Source organism: Humiphilus diazotrophicus, from assembly GCF_059726315.1.
The window spans coordinates 4,476,764-4,497,792 of record NZ_AP040870.1 but is presented as its reverse complement, the minus strand read 5'-3'; the positions used below and the strand labels follow the sequence as shown (position 1 = coordinate 4,497,792).

Sequence of the window (21,029 nt, the reverse complement as noted above, 5' to 3'; positions counted from 1 at the left end):
GAGTTCACTACTCTCTTTATTTAAGCCTGGAAGAATGATAAAAGACAGAGCCCACAATTGATATTCGGCTTCTCCCTTATATATTTCGTTTTATTTCCTTTTCCAGAAAAACGTCGGGGCTTTCTTGAGCTGGGAAGCCAAGCCGAGACGCCACGATCCACAAGAGTAGTTCCGCTACAGAAGCACACCGACAAGATTGCGGATTTCAGAAAGAGAATGGATGTATCTTGGCGTTGGGATGTGTTGCTGCCATCCATCCGGCCCAAGCCATTAATGGTATGCAGTACAAGATCATAGTCATGACACAATTCAGAATCGTCAATACGACATCATCTTTAGCCTTCACAAAGGGAAATCTCGAAAGACTGAAATTGAGTTGCTTACACCGGGCCTTCTGCTGTGCCTGAAATATGGCAGCGAATGCGCATTGAACAAGTATGCCGTACACGCAGAACGAATAAATTCGTGCTACCTCAGTCTGAATCAATGTGGTTTTTAGCAGGAGCCAAGTGATTCCGAGATATCCCGCAGCAACAGTAACCACGCTTTGAAAATCACCATTTGACTCAGCAACGTCTTTCATAATTCTCAGACCCCTAGTTCTATAAGTGCTGCTCCATTATCCCTGCAGATCTCCTGGTCTTGCAGCCTCTCCACGTGCTCGCAACGCTTCATACAGTTGAGCAGGTCCAAGAAGGACATCTTTGAGTTCGTTGCGAACCTTATCGGAATCCAAAGCTTGCTTACTCATCAGAGTATGAGCCTCAAACGCATCGATAATCGCGTTCATGATTTCCGATGCTAAGTCCGGAGAGTTCGAGAATTGTTCTTTGGTATTATTCGTTGCCTGTTGCACCAGGACATCGGACTCCAGCAACTTCCCTTTAATCACGTTATTTACATAGACGAGCTTATCGTTATCTGTAACGTCGCCTTCGAAGAGCGTATTTACTCGCTGAATGATCTCGGCAAGGAGTGCTTTCTGTTTTTCCTGGACAGAACCGGAACCTACTTCCACCATCGGGTGGAGCTTCGGCTGATCTCCTTGATTGAGGATCATCGGCTGCTTGCCTTTGTTCTTCAAGGCATGGTGCGTCAGCTTGACCTTCGAGAGGTCGATGACTTCCCGCTCGCGGCCAAACTCCAGGAGAGGCAACAAGCGCTTGAAGAAGATATAGCGCTTTTCGATATCGGTATTCCCATAGTCGAAGATCTGCGCCAGAAAGGTGTAGACACGCTGAAAGGAACCCATGTCCCTCTTAAAGAGAATGAGGCTTTCTAACTCATCGTGGGCTTCGGACTCTGCCTGTTTATCCTTAAGAGCCTTGGCTGCGCGGAGTCTCTCCTGCGCTTGCTTATAACGGCGAATCAGCCGTTCGCGTACAGGATCGAGAGCGGCAATCAATTCACTCTGCTTCGATTTCGGATTCAGTTCCACCTCTACGACGCGGTTCACTTCGAAATCGTCGTAATGGCCGGAAGCATCCAGTTTGGAGCGCAGGTCGAAGACCAAATTCGGATCGGTGACGCTCTCCAGTTCCGCTGTCTCGTAATAGGTCTTGAAGGCAGAGAGAATCTCCGCCGGATCGTTCTGGAAATCTAGGACAAAAGTCGTGTCCTTCACTCCAAACTTACCGGAGTAGGCTCGATTCAATCGAGATAAGGTCTGCACAGCCTGAATACCCGCCAACCGCTTATCGACGTACATGCCACAGAGCAAAGGTTGATCGAAGCCGGTCTGGAATTTGTTGGCCACCAGAAGAATCTGGTACTCATCGGTAGCAAAGGCTTCCCGCATATCCCGTCCACGCAGACGGGGATTCAGCGCAGCACTCGTCTCGGTAAAAGGATCTTGCCCGGATTCCAAATCCTTTACCTCGCCAGAGAAGGCCACGAGTGTGGAGATCTTGTAACCATTTGACCGGATGTATTTCTCAATAGCCAGTTGCCAACGAACAGCTTCCAGGCGGCTACCTACCACCACCATCGCCTTGGCATGACCGGCGAGCAGAGGCTCGACATTCTCCCGGAAGTGCTCGACAACGACTTGCACCTTCTGAGAGATGTTGTACGGATGCAGGCGCACCCAACGCATGATGCCCTTCATGGCCTCACTGCGCTCAACCTCGTGCCCGTCAACTTCTTTTCCCTCATGTGAGAGCTTGAAGGCCAGCTTGTAGGAGATGTAATTCTGCAAGACGTCGAGAATGAACTTTTCTTCAATCGCTTGGCGCATGGAGTACACATGAAAGGGCTCCGGCTTGTTCCCTTCTCCGGTAGGCAATTCGGGGTTGGGACGACGCCCAAAGATCTCCAGCGTTTTGGCTTTTGGCGTAGCCGTAAAAGCAACGTAGGTAATACCGCTAGCCTTTGCCCTGGTCTCCATCTGCGCCGCTAGCAGATCTTCCGTGCTAACCTCGCCACCTTCGGCAATTTCTTTCAACTCTTCTGCGGAAAGAACCGTCTTCAACTTGGAGGCCGCTTCTCCGGTCTGGGAGCTATGCGCCTCATCGGCAATTACGGCAAAACGCTTGCCCTGCGTTGCAGCTAATTCGTGAACGGCCTTAATGGCAAAAGGAAAGGTCTGGATTGTACAAACAACGATCTTCTTAGCTCCAGAAAGCGCGTCTGCCAGTTCTCCGCTTTTACTGGCGCTTTCTCCTTTGATCAAGGCGACAACGCCGGAGGTGCGCTCGAAATCGAAGATAGTCTCCTGAAGCTGTTGATCGATAACATTGCGATCCGAGATTACCAGAACAGAATCGAAGACCTTGACTCGTTGCGCATCGTGTAAGTCTGCCAGGAGATGTGCAGTCCACGCGATGGAGTTTGTCTTGCCGGAACCGGCGGAGTGCTGGATAAGATACCTGCCTCCTGCTCCATGTTCACTCACATCGGCGACTAACTTGCGGGTAGCGTCCAGTTGATGGAAGCGGGGGAAGATGACATTTTGAATCTGCTTTTTGCTATCCCGTTTCACCACAAGATACCGGCCAAGAATCTCCAGCCAGCTATCGCGAGCCCAGATCTCTTCCCATAGATAAGCTGTCGCATGTCCACCCTTTGGATTGGGAGGATTTCCCTCAGCGCCTCTATTCCCTTGATTGAAGGGAAGGAAGCGTGTCTCCACTCCTTGTAGCTTGGTTGTCATCCATACTTCCGCATTGCTTACAGCAAAGTGAACCAAAGCTCCGGATGGAAAGGAGAGCAGCGGCTCATGCGGCAGACCTTTGGGATTGGGCAGCCGATCAAAGCGGTATTGATCAATGGCGTCTTCAACAGATTGGGTAAAGTCTGTCTTCAATTCCACCGTCGCCATCGGAAACCCGTTCAGGAAGAGGACCAGATCGATACAATTCTCATTCTGGAGGGAATACCTGACCTGACGCACCACTCGCAACCGATTCGCAGTGTAGCGAGCAAGGATCTCAGGATTCATCTCCAATGCTGGCTTGAACTGCGCAAAGAGGAGCTTCTGGCGAAGCCCGATCATCTCGATGCCGTGACGTAGTACATCCAAAGTGCCGCGCAGATCCATCTGTTCGCGTAAGCGGCTCAACAGGGCTTCACCTGCTTTAGAGCCATGATTCCGAGTAAGTGCTTCCCAAGCCTGCGGCTGTGTCTCTTGTACCCAGGCTAGAACATCTGGAGAGTACAGCGCTAATTCACGGTTGTAGTGAGCTGTATCGCCTTCGACATAGAGCCAGTCATGATCCGCTAGATGCTCGCAAATCTCTTCTTCGAAGCTGATCTCCTTATGCAAACTCATGCCGCACCTTTCTTTCCGTAATTGCGTACGTCAATCTTTCCGGTTACGGCTGCCGAGATGAGGGCTGTACGGCGTTCTTGCAGCAGTTCAACTGCCCGATTGGCTACATTGATTAAATTTGAGCATTTACTTAATGATTTCGAGAGATAATCTCCTATTGAACACTGTTCTTTCAGCGGTGGCAGAAGAACAGGAAGTTCTCCGACCTCTCCAACACGCAGATGCCCAACTGTGCTTCCTTTTGCTTTGGAATCAATTTTCTCTCGAATAAGGGGACCATAAATACTATGTAAGAGATAATCGCTCAGAATCTTATTCCGATTAGGGCGCAGATACATCATTCTCTGCCCAAGACAAAACATTAAATCTTTAGGAGACAAACACGCTTCACCTACAGGAGCCTCTCTGGTAAAGAGTACATCCCCATCTTTAGGACGTCCCTTCTGTGTCCACTCGAGGAAGCTCTTTTCATCCGTAAGATAGCCACCAGATCTATCAAACGATCCATTTCTCACACACGTTGTCCTGGCTACAAAATACTCTCCATCTAAATCCTCATCTGGAGTCCTGTTTTTGCAATCAACGATCTCATAGCAGCAGTCCTTCAGCCGAGAAAAATCCCAGTGCACAGGAACTTCACCCAACCACTCAATACCAGAATCCTTCATCGGAACATTGGGATTCAGCCCTTTGGTGACAGCTTGGGAGATGACGGCCTGCCGCTTCTCTTTCAGCAATTCAATCAGCCGCTGCTGTTCTTCGATCAGGGCATCAATTTTACCGATCTCCACCGATAGAAAATCAACGATCTTCTGCGCCTCTTCATCCACTGAAGGCATAGCCAAACTAAATCGACTAATTTGCTCATAATTGAGGCCTTCGCGTGCTGCACCATTTTGTAGAGAACCAATTTGAGCTTTAACAACACTGGATTGCATTCCATACGAAATGTAACTTCGCATTTTCAAACATGCTAGACGAATAATGCATACATGCTGATTCACATTTGCTGGACCCAATTCATCTGGTACCAAACATGTCCTACCTAGAGAAGCTCCAGTTATATTTAGAAGAATATCTCCACCCCTGACCCTGCTATTGGACATGTCTTCATCAACTTCAGGGGTGATATAAACGATATCGTCAAGGTGGAGTCCTTCATCGTAAATATTCTGACTTCTGAGAAAAATGATCCCCTCTGTTTTATAGACTTCGCTGCCCCCGCGCGGAGTAATTCCGCTCCCAATTTTCTCGGCAAGGTATCGAAGCTTCATAATTTTCCAATTTTCCGGCACCTCACCCAACCACTCCACACCGCTATCTTTATACTTTGAATATCTAGGAAAACTCATTACTGATCCTCTTTCGGTGTGTTCTGGAGATAAAATTCATGAAGCTTAGCCTGAAGAAGCTTCTTATCTGGAAGCTGAGTTTGATATTCCGCAATTAGGGTTGGAGACAGCGAACGGCTAAGAGCATATTCCACAACTTCATCATCCTTGCTGGCGCAAAGAAGCAAACCGATAGAAGGCTTTTCATGCTCCTTCTTCACATTTCGATCTATAGCTTCCAGATAGAACTCCAACTTACCGAGATGCTCCGGCTCGAATTGTCCGACTTTAAGCTCCATCGCTACCAGACAATTTAGCCCACGATGAAAGAACAAGAGATCCAGAGCAAAATCTCTTCCACCAACCTGCAAGGGATATTCGGAAGCAACAAAACAGAAGTCCCTGCCAAGCTCCAGGAGAAAATCCTTGAGCTTATGCAGTAAGCCAAGATGCAGATCTCTTTCCGAATGAATCGCTGGAAGGCCCAGGAACTCGACGGCATATGCATCCTTGAAGATGCTGACTGCTTCGGGATGATTTTGTCTCAGCGCCGCTGAGACTTTTGGCGGGGTCAAGATCACTCGCTCAAAGAGCCCACTCTTGAACTGCCGCTCCAATTGGCGGCTCGACCACTGTTCTTTAATCGCCAACCGGAGATAAAACTCCCGTTCTTCCGGCTGCTTGCTCTGTCCCAGGATGATGAGGTGATGCGTCCAAGGCAATTGTCTCAGCAGTGCCGAGACGATTGGCTCATTTCGATACGCCTCATAAAATTGGCGCATACGAAAGAGGTTCGGGCGAGTAAAGCCCCGTTGGCCGGGATGGGTACGGGCAATATAGCTGGCCAATTGTGGAACGACTCCATCCCCCCACTCAGAGGCTTCGATCTTGCGGCTGATGTATTCTCCGATCTGCCAATAGAGATCGATCAGTGTGGTGTTGACGCTCTTGAGCGCCTTCTGCCGCGCAGCTTCAATCAGACGGACGATTTCAGCAAACTCTTCGTCCTGGGAAGACTTCGATGGAAGCGACCGTTTGGGACTCATTCCGACAAGCCTCCCAGCATTTCGAGAATGCGGTTTGTGACAGTCTTCAGTTCGGCATCAATCTCTTCCAGAGGACGAGGCGGCTTAAAGACATAGAAGTGACGATTGAAGGGAATCTCGTACCCAACCTTGGTCTTGTCATGATCGATCCAGGCGTCGGGTACATGCGGCAAGACCTCACGCGCGAAGTACACTTCTACTTCTTCTTTGAGCGGCACGTTTTCTGTGTCGCGTAAGCTTGGATCGGGCTGCGGCTCGCCTTTGTTCTTCCCCTTCGTCGAGAGGACAACCTTGCCCTTCTCATCCCGTAGCGGACGCTCGACGGTAATGGTCCGATAGCCGAATTCTTCGTTTTTGAAAATACGGCTGATAGGAACTCCGTCTCTGGTGACCCTGCGGAACGAACCGAAGATCCGGGTAATCTCGTCTATGTGCTCCTCGCTAAGTTCCTTGCGCTTGCTGCCCAGACTTTTACGCATCTTCTGCCAGAAGCTGCTGGCGTCGATCAACTGCACCTTACCTTTGCGATGAGCAGGCTTGCGATTGGAGAGAATCCAGATATAGGTCGAGATTCCGGTGTTATAGAACATGTCCGTCGGCAGCCCGATGATGGCCTCGACAAGGTCGTTCTCCAGAACATAACGGCGGATCTCACTTTCCCCACTGCCAGCGCCTCCTGTGAAGAGAGGCGAGCCATTCAAAACGATGCCGAAGCGGCTGCCGCCCTCCACTGCCGGACGCATCTTGCTGAGCAGGTGCATAAGAAAGAGCAGGGAGCCATCACTTACTCGCGGAAGCCCCGGGCCAAAGCGTCCGTTATGGCCCTGCGTCTCATGCTCTTTACGAACAACCTTTTCGACCTTCTTCCACTCAACGCCAAAGGGCGGATTGGAGAGCATATAGTCGAAGACTTCGCCCGGGTGTCCATCTTCGGAAAGAGTATTCCCGGGAACGATGTTGTTTACATCCTGTCCCTTGATGAGCATGTCAGCTTTACAGATGGCGTAGGACTCATCATTCAGTTCCTGTCCGTACATGGTGAGGCGCGCCTGGGGGTTATGTTCCGCCAGATATTCTCCGGCAACAGATAACATGCCTCCGGTGCCTGCTGTCGGATCGTAGATATTCCGAACCACTCCGGGCTTCGACAGGACTTCATCGTCTTCGACGAAGAGCAGGTTGACCATCAGGCGGATGACTTCGCGAGGCGTGAAGTGTTCTCCGGCTGTTTCGTTCGAGATTTCCGAGAACTTCCGGATTAACTCTTCGAAGACCGTTCCCATCTCGGTGTTGCTCACCGTCTCCGGGTGCAGATCGATGCCAGCGAACTTTTCGGCGACCTGATACAGCAGATTGCATTTATCCAGGCGGTCAACCTGCGTATAGAAGTCGAAGCGCTCGAAGATTTCCCGCACCGAGGGAGAAAAAGCCTGGATATAGCTGTACAGGTTCTCCTTGATATGGTCCTGATCTCCCATGAGAGTCTTCAGATCCATCTCGGAGACGTTATAGAAGCTTTGCTTCGCCTTTCGTAGCAAGAATGGCTCCGGATTGATCCCCGATTTCTTCCGTGCCTCCTGCTCCTTTAAAACAGCTTGTTTCGTTCCTGCTAACACGCAGTCCAAGCGGCGCAACACGGTAAAAGGCAGAATCACTTTTCCATATTCAGACTGCTTATAGTCGCCGCGCAGCAGATCCGCGACGGCCCAGATAAAAGAGGAAAGGCTCATGATCGACAAACTTCCAATAGACGCTATGAATTGTGTTGAACTCCCTATCTTAGCGCTTGAAAATCATGGAGCTACAGCAATTCCGGCGTTACCATGTGCGATCAAAGATCGGCATAGAGCATTTCCCGAAAAGATGTAGCCCGAAGCAATAGAAGTTGGCGCGGCTTTCCGCCAAAGACGGGGTCCCTAGCAAACTTGTCTTTGGTTTGCTGGGGTGGAAAGAAAGCCGCTCTTCACCCTACTTGGAAAGTTCACAGTATTTCGGGAAATGCTTTAAGTGCTGCTTTCTTCGGCGAAAAGCGGCTTCGGGCTTCATGGCTCGTGGATATAGCTACGCGGTATCGCCATAGGCAGAAATGCCTCGATTGAAAAATGCCAGGAATTCTAAGACAAAGACGGAAGAGGAGGAATAGTAGATTAGCTTCGATAACTTATCGAGGAAATCATCTCTTGGGAATGGTAGGCACGATTGGATTCGAACCAACGACCTCTACCGTGTCAAGGTAGCGCTCTAACCAACTGAGCTACGCGCCTGCGTGGAAGGAACAACAAGATCGATTGTATCAGGTTTTTTGTGGATCTCGGCAAGCCCAGGTAAATCTTTTTAAATCAGCTTTATGCCAAGATTTCCTCGTTCGTCTTGGCCCTGGATCTAGTGCAGCTGCCGCGCAAGCTTTTCTATTCTGCGTTCATCTTTCTGTAGTCCAGTTGGACTACACTTCATAGCATCTCCGATTGCCAGGATGTTTTAGACGATGAACTTTACTCGACGTGAATTTGGACGCCTCGCCGCGCTCGCTACCGGATCAACACTGCTTCGCCAGCTTTGGGCGGAAGGTGCTTTATCTGCCTCGACTCAAGTCGTCCGTTTCGGCGCAATCGCAGACACGCACATCATCGACGAACTTTATAAAGGACCGGAGAACAGTCCCGAAGACACAGAGAGCATTCTTCATTCCTCAGAGAGGCTGACTTCAGCCCGAGATCTGCTTAACAGCTTGAATCCAGCCCTAGAACAGGTCTTCGTAATCGGCGACTATTTTCATAACTATCCCTCGACGGACTACGACTTTTATTTCAGCCATACCACCCGCATTGATAAAGCAAAGGCCATCACCGATGGATTCAAGATGCCCATACATGTCGGCTTCGGAAACCATGATTACGGTGTCCCCAATGTCTCGCGCGAAATGAGCCATAAACTCTTTCAGGCAAAGCTCAATACCAGGCCCTACTATTCCGTCGATTACCGGGGCGTGAAGTTTGTTCACCTGAACAATTTTCTGGGAGCCACCTGGGACAAAAATTCGCCCGAATACAACAAGTCCTCCGGCTCCTTTGGAGAGGAACAGCTGAACTGGTTTGAGGCTGAGCTACGCCAGCAACGGCCCACCTTTGTCTTCCTGCACTATCCGCTCATGGCTGTGAAATCGGCTGAATTCGGTCAATATGGGGTCTATTCCTTGCTGCAGAAATACAAGGAGAGCATTCCTCTGGTCCTCTCGGGACACGTGCATCGATGGATCGATTTCAAGAATAGCTATGGACCACAGCACTACACTGTCGCATCGACACGCTACGATGCCAATGCCTACATGCTTATCGAGTACGATCCCGCTGCGCACAACATCCGATTCCTAAATTCCGACCTCGTACAGTGGGGAACGCACTACAGCAGTCCCTACAAGTTGCAGACCGTCGGTTAGGCAAATGCTTAAGACAGCGAGGAGAAAAGTGCCTCCCCATGTCCTTATCGATAAAAGGGGCGGCGCTTTCATCCTCAAATAATGAACTTCGCCCAATTTAGTAGGGATTGAAGGCAAATTCCCCTCCCGCTGGGTTACACTGCCTTCGCAATGAAGAAACGGTCACTCCTAATCCTCACTACCGCGGCGCTCCTTTCCGCCTCGAATATTTATGCACAACAGGAGCCAAAGCCTCCCATGTCTCACATAGGAAAACCTACCGTTCAGGATGCCCAGGCTTTTGTGGACCGGGCAGAAGCCGAACTGCTTGACCTCGCGAACTTGGCTGCACGTGCGGCCTGGGTACAGGCCACCTATATTACGGACGATTCCATTTTGGTGGCAGCGAAAGAGAACGAGCGTCTGATTGCCCGGCAAACGGAATTGGTAAACGAGTCCAAGCAGTTTGAAGGGCTGCAATTGCCTCCCGATCTGGCCCGCAAGTTTTTGCTGCTCAAGCTGGGACTTTCGATGCCCGCGCCTTCCGATCCGAAGTTGCGCTCCGAATTGACTCAGGTTGCAGCGAATCTCGATGCCAGTTACGGACGCGGCAAGTACTGCCCGGACAGCGACAAGAGCAAATGCATAGGGATCGATGAAATCGACGTTCGTATGGCCAAGAGCCGCGATCCCAAAGAGCTCGAAGATCTCTGGACCGGCTGGCATAAAGTTGGCACCCCGATGCGTCCGCAGTACTCGCGTTTTGTCGAACTGTCGAATCAAGGTGCACGCGAGCTTGGATTTGCCGACACGGGAGCGCTATGGCGTGCAGGATACGACATGCCGCCCGATGCTTTCTCTGCCGATATCGAGCGGCTTTGGAAACAAGTCGAACCTCTTTATCTGGAACTGCACACCTATGTCCGCCATCGTCTGATTCAAAAATATGGTGCTGCCGCACAACGTCCTGATGGAATGATTCCGGCACATCTTCTCGGTAATATGTGGGCTCAGGAGTGGGGCAATGTCTACGACATCGTGGCTCCTCCTGCTGCACCTGCAACCTACGATCTCGGCAAAGTACTCGCTGCTCGTAATACCGATGCCAAGCAGATGGTGCGCTACGGCGAAGGATTCTTCCACTCCCTCGGATTCCAACAACTGCCGGATACCTTCTGGGAGCGGTCAATGATCACCCGCCCACGCGATCGCGATGTGGTTTGCCACGCATCGGCTTGGGATGTGGACAACGACATGGATGTCCGCCTCAAGATGTGCATTCACATCACGGCAGACGATTTCGTAACTGTTCACCATGAATTAGGGCACAACTACTATCAAATGGCGTATCGCCATCAACCTTTCCTCTTCCGCAATGGTGCGAATGACGGATTCCACGAAGCTATCGGAGACTCCATTGCACTTGCGATCACTCCCGAGTATCTGAAGAAGCTCGGATTGATCGACACGATCCCACCGGCAGAAGCAGATATCCCGCTATTGCTGCGTACGGCAATGGACAAGATAGCCTTCCTGCCTTTCGGCTTGCTAATCGATAAGTGGCGTTGGGAGGTCTTCTCCGGACAGGTCAAGCCGGAGGACTACAACAAGGCCTGGTGGCAGTTGCGCGAGAAGTATCAGGGCGTTGCTCCTCCGGTCGCACGTTCGGAAGCTGACTTCGATCCAGGCGCGAAGTATCACATCCCGGGGAACACTCCATATGTACGCTACTTCCTGGCGCGTATCTATCAGTTCCAGTTCTATCGTGCGATGTGCAAGGCCTCCGGTTACACAGGACCGCTGAATCGCTGTTCCTTCTTTGGTTCAAAGGAAGCCGGTGCAAAGCTGAATGCCATGCTGGAATTAGGGCAGTCAAAACCATGGCCTGAAGCACTCAAGGCTATGACCGGCGAAGATAAAGCCGATGCCTCGGCCATGGTTGAGTACTTCCAGCCGTTGTTGACTTGGTTGAAAGAACAGAACCGTGGAGAAAAAGTCGGCTGGACGATTCCGGCTGATCCATTGACGGCTAAATAAGTACCTTTCGATACAGCAGTGCTCTCGGGTCCCCCATTCTTCCGATTCAGCTGTAACCGGAAGGATGGGGTAACGAGATTCGGCATCTGATCATCGCCCTCCCTTGTTTCCTCTTCCTCTCCCTCAGCCAATCCTTTACTCTTCAAGGCAAAGGAAAGTTATGGCATCCATTCCATCCAGCTCACATCGCATCACGGCGGTCGATGCTATTGGTCCAGCTTTTAGACGAACTTTTTCTCTTCTGACAAAGCCGTTTTTCTTGGGCAAATTTCTGAAACAGACGATTCTTGCCGGATTCGCAGAGGTCAGCTACTTCAGCATGATCATTGCTATTCCCATGCAGATCATTCAGATGTTCGTAATGGGAGGCATGCCCCAACACAGGGGAGACCAGGCACTACCCAGCGGTAGCTTCAATCCTCAGGTGTTCATTGGCACGATAGCCGTGATATGCGGGATTGGTGTGTTGATAGTCTCTACTCTTCTGCTGTACTTCATCTGCCGCTTGCGATTTGTCGTGATGGACTGGGTGCTTTATGGGCACGGCAGTTGCAGAGAAGGCTGGAGAAAATATGGACGTCAATCCTGGCGCTATTTCGGACTGACGATTCTCCTATCAGTCGGAGTGCTGCTCGTAGCTACCGTCGTTGCCGGCCCACTTGTTCCCTGGGGCATACACATAATGCGAGGCATCGATCCTTCGCAACCGGAATCGGCTGCTAAAGTCCTCAGCATCTTCTTCCCCCTGTTCGCAATCATGATGGGATTGGGAATATTCGCCTACGTGACGGATGCCCTCGTTCGCGATTTGATGCTGCCACCAATGGGCCTTACCGATGCTCCGATTGAGACCTGCTTCCGGCGACTCTTTAGCCTATTTCGTAGCGAGCCGGGCGAGACCTCGCTCTACGTCCTTTTGCGCATGTTGTTGGGAACGGCCTTCCAGTGGGCTGCCACTCTAGTCGTTTTGATTCCGATGGTGATCCTGGCAGTTCTGGGCGTCCTGATAGGTGCAGTTCTATACCACTCGTTGTGGAGCACTGGTTCAGGAGGACAACTCCTGTTTATTGCCTATGCGGTTATGGCTGCTGGAATCTGGCTTGTGCTCTATTTGGGTGGAATTGCCGCAGGATTAGGATTGGGAGGAATCTTCAAGCAGACGTATGCGCTTACATGGCTTTCGACCCGCTATCCAGAAGTAACAACTATCGTCTATGGTTCTCCGGCTCCGGCAGCCACGACAGCAGAAACTTCTTTGCCGCCGACGCCGCCACCGGATATTGCTCCGCCGTTATTGGGATAGTAAAAGTAACGCGCGGAGTTACTCTCCGCGCGCTTTTACCTTGAACCAGATAGGAGCGCCTTCAAAACCGAAGGAATCGCGAATTTGATTTTCCAGAAAGCGCTCAAAAGCAAAGTGCAGCTTAACGGAACGATCCGTGAATAAAACAAAGGTCGGCGGTGCCACGGCAGCCTGAGTCATGTAGAAGATACGAATACGCTTCGACATCGGTACCGGAGCACGCTGGAAATCGACTTTCTCCAAGAAGCGATTCATCTGTCCTGTAGAGACGCGTTTTCGTCTCTCGACCGCAACCCGCTTCACAGCCTCCAAAACGCGTTGCATGTTCTTCCCTTCTGCTGCAGAGATAAACACCAGCGGAGCATAGGCGAGATACTTCAGAACATTGCGAACCTGACGTTCATAGATCTCCCGATCAGCAGGAGGACGTCCATCTGTTCTTCCGGTCGTAACCGCATCCCACTTATTCACCACAATGACGACACTGCGTCCGCTCTCATGGGCATAACCGCCGATTGTTGCATCGGAGGAGGTGACACCCTCCGTCGCATCGATAATCAGCAGAGCAACGTCTGCTGCCTCAAGATGCCGCCGCGCCATCACGACTGATAGCTTCTCCGCCATCATGGTCGTCTTGCCCTTGCGACGAATACCGGCTGTATCGACAAAACGAAACTGCGTACCTTCGTATTCAATCGCCTCATCGACGGCGTCGCGAGTTGTTCCGGCAATCGGAGAGACGATAGCCCTCGACGTTCCCGTCAGAGCGTTCAGCAGAGTGGATTTGCCAACATTCGGACGACCGATAATGGCAATCTTGGTTTCGGCCTGCTCGTATTCGCCATGAGTGCGGTGTAGGGGAGCAGCTTCCTCCTGCTCAACCTCTTCTTCGAAGACCTCCGGTTCAGGCTCTACTTGCACTTCCGGGAGCACGGCAAAAACTTTTTCGAGCAGCTCTCCGATGCCCAAACCATGCTCGGCAGAAACGGCCTGAATTTCTTTTATGCCTAAGCGCCGGAAATTCTCAGCTTCCGCTTCCTGATGCTTGACTTCGACTTTGTTCACGGCAAGAAAAGCAGGCTTGCCGCTCCGAATCAAAATTCTGGCCAAATCGATGTCTGGGGAGGCAAGTTCCGAACGACCATCCACGACCATCACGATGGCATCGGCCTCTTCCAATGCAATCTGGGCCTGACGGTAGATCTCTCCCGGGATCAGTTCTGGGTCATCCGGAATAATACCGCCGGTATCCACCAGACGCGCATGACGTCCGGCCCACTCGATTTCGCCATAAATACGATCCCGGGTAATACCGGGCTCATCACCTACGATTGAACGTCTCGAACCTGTTAAGCGATTGAAAAGGGTAGACTTACCAACGTTCGGCCGGCCAACAATGGCAATTAGCGGCAGCCCAGAGGTATCCTTTCCAGCCCTCGCCGGGGTTCCTGTCTTCTTAGCTGTCTTTGCCAATTCTTCTCCTGGTCGGCTACTCTAAAATTCTGCAGCCTTATCTATTATAGGAACTAGTCCCGGGAACCCTCTGTGTCCGACTCGATTGTTTCTGCAGCTTCGCTGCCTTCTCTTTACGACTTCTTCAGCCCGGGAGGTATCCTCGCCCGCTCTGAGCTGCTCTATGAGTTCCGCAAGGGACAGCTGGAGATGGCTCGCGCTGTCGAACACGCTTTCGAAGAAGGCCATCATCTAATCGTCGAAGCAGGAACGGGTACGGGAAAAACTCTTGCGTATCTGCTGCCAGCCTTGCGCACGGGACGAAGAGTCATCGTCTCCACAGGAACGAAGAACCTTCAGGAACAGCTCTTTTTCCGAGATGTGCCCTTTTTGGAGTCGCTGCTGGGCCCTCTGCATGTCTGCTATATGAAGGGCCGCAGCAATTATCTGTGCCGCAATAAGCTCTATTCCTTGCGTAATCAACCGATTCTGAGTGGTTTGGAGGAAGTTGAGCAATTCCATGTAATCGAGGAATGGGAGAAGACGACAGAATCCGGCGATAGAGCCGAGATAAAAGTTCTCCCTGAAAACAGCCAGCTTTGGGCCAAGCTCGACGCCCGCAGCGAAGCCTGCATGGGATCCAATTGTCCGGATTACGAGCGTTGTTTCATCACGGAGATGCGCCGCAGGGCCCAGGAAAGCGACATCATCATCGTCAATCACCACCTGTTTTTTGCTGACCTGGCAATCAAGCTACAGGCAAAAGGCGCTCCCGATGTGGGCATTCTGCCGGAAGCCGCTGCAGTGGTCTTCGACGAGGCACATGAACTGGAGGACGTAGCCTCCAGCTATTTCGGACTCTCTCTGAGCAATATCCGCTTTGAGGAGCTGGCTCGCGACACCGAAATATCGCTGAGAGCAAAGGAATCCTTCTCCAGCGGCATCCACGGCGTTACCGAGCTGCTGCGAGAGCGCTCCAGAATGTTCTTTGCCGCTCTTCCCTTGACCCATGATGGGCGGATGCCCTTCGAAGACCGCGAAGGCTTTCTGGAAACCCGCGGAGACACATACCTTGGAGTGCTTAACACACTGCATCGTCTGGAAGGGGAGCTTGAGAGGCTCAAGCACATCGAGGAAGCTACAGGACTGAAAAAGCGCGCCACCGAAATGCGCGAGCAACTGAAGTTTCTGATGGAGGCGGACAGCCACAACACTGTCTTCTGGCTGGAGCGCCGTCCGGCTGGAGGTCTGCGCCAGTCCACCCGGAATACCTTTCTGCAAGCTACGCCAATCGATGTCTCAGGGTTACTCAAGGAGCTGCTCTTTGAGAATTTCCCTTCGGTAGTCCTCACCTCTGCCACCTTGACCGTTCAGGGAGGTTTTGAGCACATCCGCAAGCGGCTGGGGATGAACAATGGCAAAGAATTAGTGGTGCCCTCACATTTTCGCTACGAGGAACAGGCACTTCTTTATTTGCCACCGGAGATGCCGGACCCAAGGGATCCCAGATTTCAGGAGGAGGCCGCCAATCGCATCCTGCGCGTTCTGGACATCACCAAAGGACGTGCCTTCTGCTTATTTACCAGCTACCAGCAGATGCGCGATCTCTATGAACGGCTTCTGCCTCAGCTCGATTACCCGATCCTGCTGCACGGAACCGCTCCTCGCCAGGCACTGATTGAAGAGTTTCGTCAGACGCCCAATGCCGTTCTCTTTGGGACTTCCAGCTTCTGGCAGGGGGTGGACGTCCAGGGAGAGGCACTGAGCTGCGTCATTATCGACCGCCTGCCCTTTGCCGTCCCCAACGATCCGGTAGTCGCGGCACGGATGCGTACTATCGAAGAAGCAGGCGGGAAGCCCTTCTTCGAGTATCAGATTCCTAACGCCGTCATTACGCTGAAGCAGGGTTTTGGACGCCTCATCCGTTCTTTGGAGGATCGCGGTGTTCTGATGCTGCTCGATCCTCGTATCAGGCAGAAGCACTATGGACGCGTTTTTCTGGAGAGCTTGCCGCCCTACCGGATGACCCGGGACATCGTGGAAGTAGAGGAATTCTTCTCCAAGGAACGAAAAGAGGGCTGAGAAATCCGCTACGGCACTCGAAGTTTCCTTTCTCGGGAATATCTGGATGGAAGATGGAAAGGCAGGGTAGCATAGGAAAGAAGGCCAGAATGTTCCCCTATGTCCCGTAATCTCTATGTTCTAGCCGCAACACTCTTTGTCTTTGCCCTGCTCTCCTGTGGGATGACGTTTATCCCGAACTCTATTCTTTCCAGCCTTCCGGGAAATGTGTCCCTATGGCGCACGACCGGCCTGATGCTGCTGGTAGGAGCGTTATTAATGGCGCTGATAGGCGTTTTGACCTCGATGTTCGAGCAAGTAGACCGCCGGGCGGAGGAACGTCGGAAGCAAAGCCGCCGTCGGCTCTGAAGCTCCAGCCTAAAGACGCTACAATTAGATTTAGAGCATTTCAGGTTTTAGGCTGGTCGATTCAGAAATTGCGAAGTGTGAACGTTTTTGAGGAGCGATCACATTGACCTTCGCCCCCCTCGGCCCACATTGAAATCTAAAAAGCTCCAGGGCGATTTCCCTTTAGGATCCAATACAAAACATGTACGAAGTCACCGTTGAAGCCGGATTTTCCTCAGGACACTACCTGCGGAACTATCGCGGCAAGTGCGAAAACCCGCACGGACACAATTACAAAGTTTGCGTAACCCTGCACGGAACAGAACTGGACGCAGCAGGTCTGCTGCTGGACTTCAAGCTTCTGAAGCAGGTGATGCGCCCTGCCATCGATCGCATCGACCACCAGATGCTGAACGATCTCGAGCCCTTTACCGTCATCAATCCGTCGGCGGAAAACCTGGCACGTTATTTCTACGATGAAACCAGGAAGCAGCTCGAAGAAATGACCAAAGGCCGGGTCACAATCAAGGACTGCACCATCTACGAGACCGATACGACCACCGCGAAGTACTTCGAGTAGCGCTGTGCATCTGATCGAAATCTATCTGTCCGTCCAGGGAGAATCCAGCTTTGCCGGGCTGCCGTGTATCTTCGTCCGTCTGGCAGGCTGCAACTTGCGTTGCTCCTGGTGCGATTCGGAATACACCTTCTCCGGCGGGCACAAAATGAGCCCCGAAGAGATTGAAGCAGAGATCCGCAAATTTGCGCCGGTACGCCTGATTGAGTTCACTGGCGGTGAGCCGATGTTGCAGGCCAAGGAACTGCTTCCCTTCATGGATAGCATGTTGCAGCAAGGCTATACCCTGCTGATGGAAACCAGCGGAGAACGCCCGCTGTCCGATGTGCCCAAGGCCATCCACAAGATTGTCGATGTAAAGTGCCCTGGCTCCGGAGAGTCGGCCAAATTCCATATGCCGAATCTGGCGGCGCTGACGAAGGATGACGAAGTTAAGTTTGTAATCAGCAACCGCATCGATTACGAATATGCGCGAGACTTCATCCGTGAGCACAAGCTGTCGACTGTCGCAGGAGAAGTGCTGCTCTCTCCCGCATTCTCCAAGACACCAACGCCAGAGCGCACGACGGCAAACTGTACGCTTGACCCTCGTGAGCTGGTGGAATGGATGTTGGCCGACAAGCTGGACGCACGCCTGAACCTGCAGATTCACAAGTTCATCTGGGAGCCGCAGAAAAAGGGCGTGTAACGGCTATTGGCAGCAAAAGCACAGCTTTAAAAGCTAGGGGATGCCTTCTTTGCTGCCAAATACTTGTCGAACGGGACTTCAAAGTAGAAAAGCTCATGCCCATCTTCGGCCCGCAACATCCGCAAATAAAGCTTGGCTCCGACCAGCGGATTTGAAAGCCCATCAATGTCATAGAACAGGAAGCCTGCCCGAGTCATATGCGGTTCCACCACTATGGCCTGATATTCGAAATTCGAAAAATCGGCTTCGATTTCCTTGATCTTCGACTTCGGCTTGCGATGGAGAGGAATCGGAGTACCGGTAGGAATGCGGTCCCCGGTTCCCGCTACATGCGTGGTCCGGCGCTCGACGTCGTCCGGCTCAGCGGCGGGAATCTTCTCTCCTGTGGAGGTAATGAAGTGAATACGTGCATCCTTCAGGGAGATCGGCTTATCGCTGTTATTGGTAACAATTAAGCGAATAGGAAGAAAGCCCACTTTCAGATAATTGAACCTGAAGAGAGACTGCTTTTCTCCCGTCTCATAAGGCTCGGCGGCTATGGCTACTTGCTCATCGGCATGAACATCGACGGCAGGAAACGAAGTTGCCGGAGTAGCAGGTGGCGGGGTGCGATCCACCGCAAGGAGCGAACTCGCACTGAAGGAAATTGCAGCGGTCAGGCAAAGAAGGAGTCGTTTCATCGTCGTCGAGATTATCATTCCAGCAGCAAACTCCTTCTTGGTTAACATGACTCTCTTTTTCTACAACATGGCCCTGGCACTTGTACTCCTGCTCGGGTCACCGTATTGGCTTCTCCGTATTCTCACCACGCAGAAATACCGCCATGGACTCAAAGAGCGGTTGGGCCACGTACCTCTCCGCCTGTTGGACGCAAAAGACGCCCGTCCTGTCATCTGGCTACACGCAGTTTCAGTAGGCGAAGTACTTTCGGCTGGGCGCCTGATCAATGAACTCAAAGCAGCCCTGCCGAACTATAGAATTCTAGTCTCCACCACGACCTTTACAGGCCAGACTCTCGCTCGTGCCCGTTTCGGGGAAGAGAATGTCTTCTACTTCCCTCTGGACCTGGGATTCGCCATCAGGAGCTACATGGAGGCACTGCGGCCCAGGATGCTGATTCTGGTTGAAACGGAATTCTGGCCGAATATGCTTTCGGTCTGCGGGAAGCGAAAAATCCCGGTCGTGGTGACCAACGCCCGCATCTCCGACCGTTCTTTTCCCCGGTATCGGCGACTCAAATCCTTGTGGCAGCCGTTTCTCCGCAACCTGAAGCTAGTGCTGGCTCAAAGTGAGGAAGATGCGAACCGGCTGAAGGCCATCGGGGTACCCGCAGACGGTGTCCGTTTTGGCGGAAATCTGAAATTCGATGTTCGCTCCACGGCTCCAGCGGCAGTAACGGTAGCCATTCAGGCCCATACGCCTACCGGCATCCACTTCATTGTGGCGGGAAGTACGCTGGAAGGGGAAGAAGCAGCGTTATTAAAGGTTTGGCCTCAACTGCTTGCTAAAAATCCACAGCTTTTCCTCATCCTTGCACCACGCCATCCGGAGCGTTTTCCTGCTGTGGAAAAACTGTTAATCGAGAGCGGGCTCTCATGGACCAAGCGTTCCCGGTGGATGAATTCTCCAGACCTGATTCCGGCGGGCGGCATTCTGCTGCTGGACTCGATCGGGGAACTTGCTTCGGTCTACTCCTTGGCCACCGTGGCTTTCGTCGGCGGCAGCCTGGTTCCCTCGGGAGGGCATAATCCTCTGGAACCAGCCCAGTTCGGAGTTCCCGTAATCAACGGAACGGACTACACCAACTTCCGGGCAATCGTTGAAGAACTCCGGAAACACGACGCCATTTGCATTACCGAGACAAAGGATTTGCTCTCAACATTCCTGGATCTGCTGGGCCATCCGGAAAAAGCGCAGGCCATTGGGACTCGGGCGCGAGAAGTCTTCGAACGCCAGGCAGGAGCTACAGGACGCACCATCTCTTCCATTCAGGAGCTTTTGGGAGAAGCCTCCCACTCATGAAACGCCCCCTGCTTGCGCCGCTAGTGCCCCTATATGCCGCTGCTGTCTGGCTGCGGGGAATTGGCTACGACCGCAAACTACTCGCCGCTGGAAAGCTACAGTACCCCGTTATCAGCGTCGGCAACATCTCTGCTGGAGGTGCAGGAAAGACTCCCTTTGTCATCGCTCTGGCAGAGCTGCTGAAGGCCGAAGGGATCGCCGTCGATGTGCTCTCCCGCGGATATCGCCGGGAAAGCAAGACAACGACGCAGGTCGCCACTAATGGCGCAGTAGCCGACTACGGGGATGAACCGCTGTTGATTGCTCGAACAGCCTCGGTCCCGGTCTACGTGGGCAGCAAACGCTTTGAAGCAGGAACTCTGGCGGAAAAGAGTTCGTCCAATTCCGGCAAACCTTCTATTCACCTGCTCGACGATGGCTTTCAACACCGGCAACTCTGGCGAGCCATCGATATCGTTCTGGTAAACAGGAGCGATCTAGAAGACTCCCTGCTGCCTGCTGGAAATCTGCGCGAACCGCTTTCGGCACTGAAACGCGCCGATATTCTGGTCGTGCGCAAGGAGGAAGAGGAGATTATCCCCGACCTCCGCAGACGAGGCTTCGAACAGCCGCTAGTCCTTGTCCAGCGGACGTTGACTATCCCTACTCTCGAAGGTCCTGCTCTCGCATTTTGCGGAATTGCCCGTCCGGAGGACTTCTTCGCGGGACTCCGGCAGAACGGCTTGGAACTCGCAGCCCAGGTTGCCTTCCCCGACCATCACGGCTATGGGCAGGAAGAGGCGAACAGCCTGGCGGACATGGCCTTACGGCATAAAGCGGCGGCCTTTCTCACTACAGCAAAGGATCACATCAAGCTCGATCAGGCATTCCTGGAGACACTGGAAAAAGCTGCTCCGGTTTACACAGTGGACCTCAAGGTCCGAATCCTGGAAGAAAAAACTTTCCTCCGCAACCTACTCTCCCGTCTCGGAATTTGAGTC

16 protein-coding genes and 1 tRNA gene are annotated in these 21,029 nt (G+C 52.2%); 9 read left to right on the top strand and 8 right to left on the bottom strand.

Annotated features, from left to right (window positions below; translation table 11 throughout):
- Positions 1-205: 205 nt before the first annotated feature.
- The 6 genes from AC6I7T_RS19070 to AC6I7T_RS19045 all read right to left on the bottom strand — a co-directional run bounded on the left by AC6I7T_RS19070 (position 206) and on the right by AC6I7T_RS19045 (position 8,410).
- Positions 206-583, bottom strand: a complete 378-nt coding sequence (locus tag AC6I7T_RS19070; RefSeq protein ID WP_497789076.1) for a hypothetical protein — start codon at positions 581-583, stop codon at positions 206-208.
- Positions 584-619: 36 nt separating this feature from the next.
- A complete protein-coding gene (locus AC6I7T_RS19065; RefSeq protein ID WP_497789074.1) occupies positions 620-3,769 on the bottom strand; it encodes a type I restriction endonuclease subunit R in 3,150 nt (1,049 codons plus the stop codon).
- Positions 3,766-5,121: a restriction endonuclease subunit S gene (locus AC6I7T_RS19060; RefSeq protein ID WP_497789073.1), complete on the bottom strand. Its 1,356-nt coding sequence runs from the start codon at positions 5,119-5,121 to the stop codon at positions 3,766-3,768. The genes AC6I7T_RS19065 and AC6I7T_RS19060 overlap by 4 nt, the downstream gene beginning before the upstream one ends.
- Positions 5,121-6,146, bottom strand: a complete 1,026-nt coding sequence (locus AC6I7T_RS19055; protein WP_497789071.1) for a PDDEXK nuclease domain-containing protein — start codon at positions 6,144-6,146, stop codon at positions 5,121-5,123. The genes AC6I7T_RS19060 and AC6I7T_RS19055 overlap by 1 nt, the downstream gene beginning before the upstream one ends.
- Positions 6,143-7,876, bottom strand: coding sequence for a type I restriction-modification system subunit M (locus tag AC6I7T_RS19050; protein ID WP_497789070.1), 1,734 nt, complete (start codon positions 7,874-7,876; stop codon positions 6,143-6,145). Before AC6I7T_RS19050 ends, AC6I7T_RS19055 begins: the two co-directional genes overlap by 4 nt.
- A gap of 457 nt (positions 7,877-8,333) precedes the next feature.
- Positions 8,334-8,410 (bottom strand) — tRNA-Val (locus AC6I7T_RS19045).
- 221 nt (positions 8,411-8,631) lie between these two features.
- Here AC6I7T_RS19045 and AC6I7T_RS19040 point away from each other — a divergent pair.
- The 3 genes from AC6I7T_RS19040 (at position 8,632) to AC6I7T_RS19030 (ending at position 12,901) form a co-directional block, all read left to right on the top strand.
- Entirely contained in the window at positions 8,632-9,582 is a 951-nt protein-coding gene (locus AC6I7T_RS19040; protein ID WP_497789069.1) for a metallophosphoesterase family protein, read from the top strand.
- Between the two features lie 237 nt (positions 9,583-9,819).
- A complete protein-coding gene (locus AC6I7T_RS19035; protein WP_497789068.1) occupies positions 9,820-11,598 on the top strand; it encodes a M2 family metallopeptidase in 1,779 nt (592 codons plus the stop codon).
- Positions 11,599-11,758: 160 nt separating this feature from the next.
- Entirely contained in the window at positions 11,759-12,901 is a 1,143-nt protein-coding gene (locus tag AC6I7T_RS19030) for a DUF7544 domain-containing protein (protein ID WP_497789067.1), read from the top strand.
- 18 nt (positions 12,902-12,919) lie between these two features.
- Here the strand turns inward: AC6I7T_RS19030 and der are convergent, their stop codons facing one another.
- On the bottom strand, positions 12,920-14,374 hold the full coding sequence (gene der, locus AC6I7T_RS19025) for a ribosome biogenesis GTPase Der (RefSeq protein ID WP_497789066.1): 1,455 nt from the start codon (positions 14,372-14,374) through the stop codon (positions 12,920-12,922).
- Between the two features lie 72 nt (positions 14,375-14,446).
- Between der and yoaA the strand changes: the two genes are divergently transcribed.
- The 4 genes from yoaA to AC6I7T_RS19005 all read left to right on the top strand — a co-directional run bounded on the left by yoaA (position 14,447) and on the right by AC6I7T_RS19005 (position 18,027).
- Positions 14,447-16,435, top strand: coding sequence for a DNA repair helicase YoaA (yoaA, locus tag AC6I7T_RS19020; RefSeq protein WP_497789064.1), 1,989 nt, complete (start codon positions 14,447-14,449; stop codon positions 16,433-16,435).
- A 99-nt stretch (positions 16,436-16,534) separates the two neighbouring features.
- Positions 16,535-16,783 (top strand): hypothetical protein, encoded by a 249-nt coding sequence (locus tag AC6I7T_RS19015; protein ID WP_497789063.1) that lies wholly within the window; start codon positions 16,535-16,537, stop codon positions 16,781-16,783.
- A 181-nt stretch (positions 16,784-16,964) separates the two neighbouring features.
- Positions 16,965-17,342, top strand: a complete 378-nt coding sequence (queD, locus tag AC6I7T_RS19010) for a 6-carboxytetrahydropterin synthase QueD (protein WP_497789062.1) — start codon at positions 16,965-16,967, stop codon at positions 17,340-17,342.
- 4 nt (positions 17,343-17,346) lie between these two features.
- On the top strand, positions 17,347-18,027 hold the full coding sequence (locus AC6I7T_RS19005; RefSeq protein WP_497789060.1) for a radical SAM protein: 681 nt from the start codon (positions 17,347-17,349) through the stop codon (positions 18,025-18,027).
- 26 nt (positions 18,028-18,053) lie between these two features.
- On the opposite strand, the gene AC6I7T_RS19000 is transcribed toward AC6I7T_RS19005, so the two are convergent.
- Positions 18,054-18,707: a hypothetical protein gene (locus AC6I7T_RS19000; protein WP_497789058.1), complete on the bottom strand. Its 654-nt coding sequence runs from the start codon at positions 18,705-18,707 to the stop codon at positions 18,054-18,056.
- 46 nt (positions 18,708-18,753) lie between these two features.
- Here AC6I7T_RS19000 and AC6I7T_RS18995 point away from each other — a divergent pair, with 46 nt between their 5' ends.
- Positions 18,754-20,049, top strand: coding sequence for a 3-deoxy-D-manno-octulosonic acid transferase (locus AC6I7T_RS18995; RefSeq protein WP_497794621.1), 1,296 nt, complete (start codon positions 18,754-18,756; stop codon positions 20,047-20,049).
- Positions 20,046-21,026, top strand: a complete 981-nt coding sequence (gene lpxK, locus AC6I7T_RS18990) for a tetraacyldisaccharide 4'-kinase (RefSeq protein WP_497789057.1) — start codon at positions 20,046-20,048, stop codon at positions 21,024-21,026. The genes AC6I7T_RS18995 and lpxK overlap by 4 nt, the downstream gene beginning before the upstream one ends.
- Positions 21,027-21,029 lie beyond the last annotated feature (3 nt).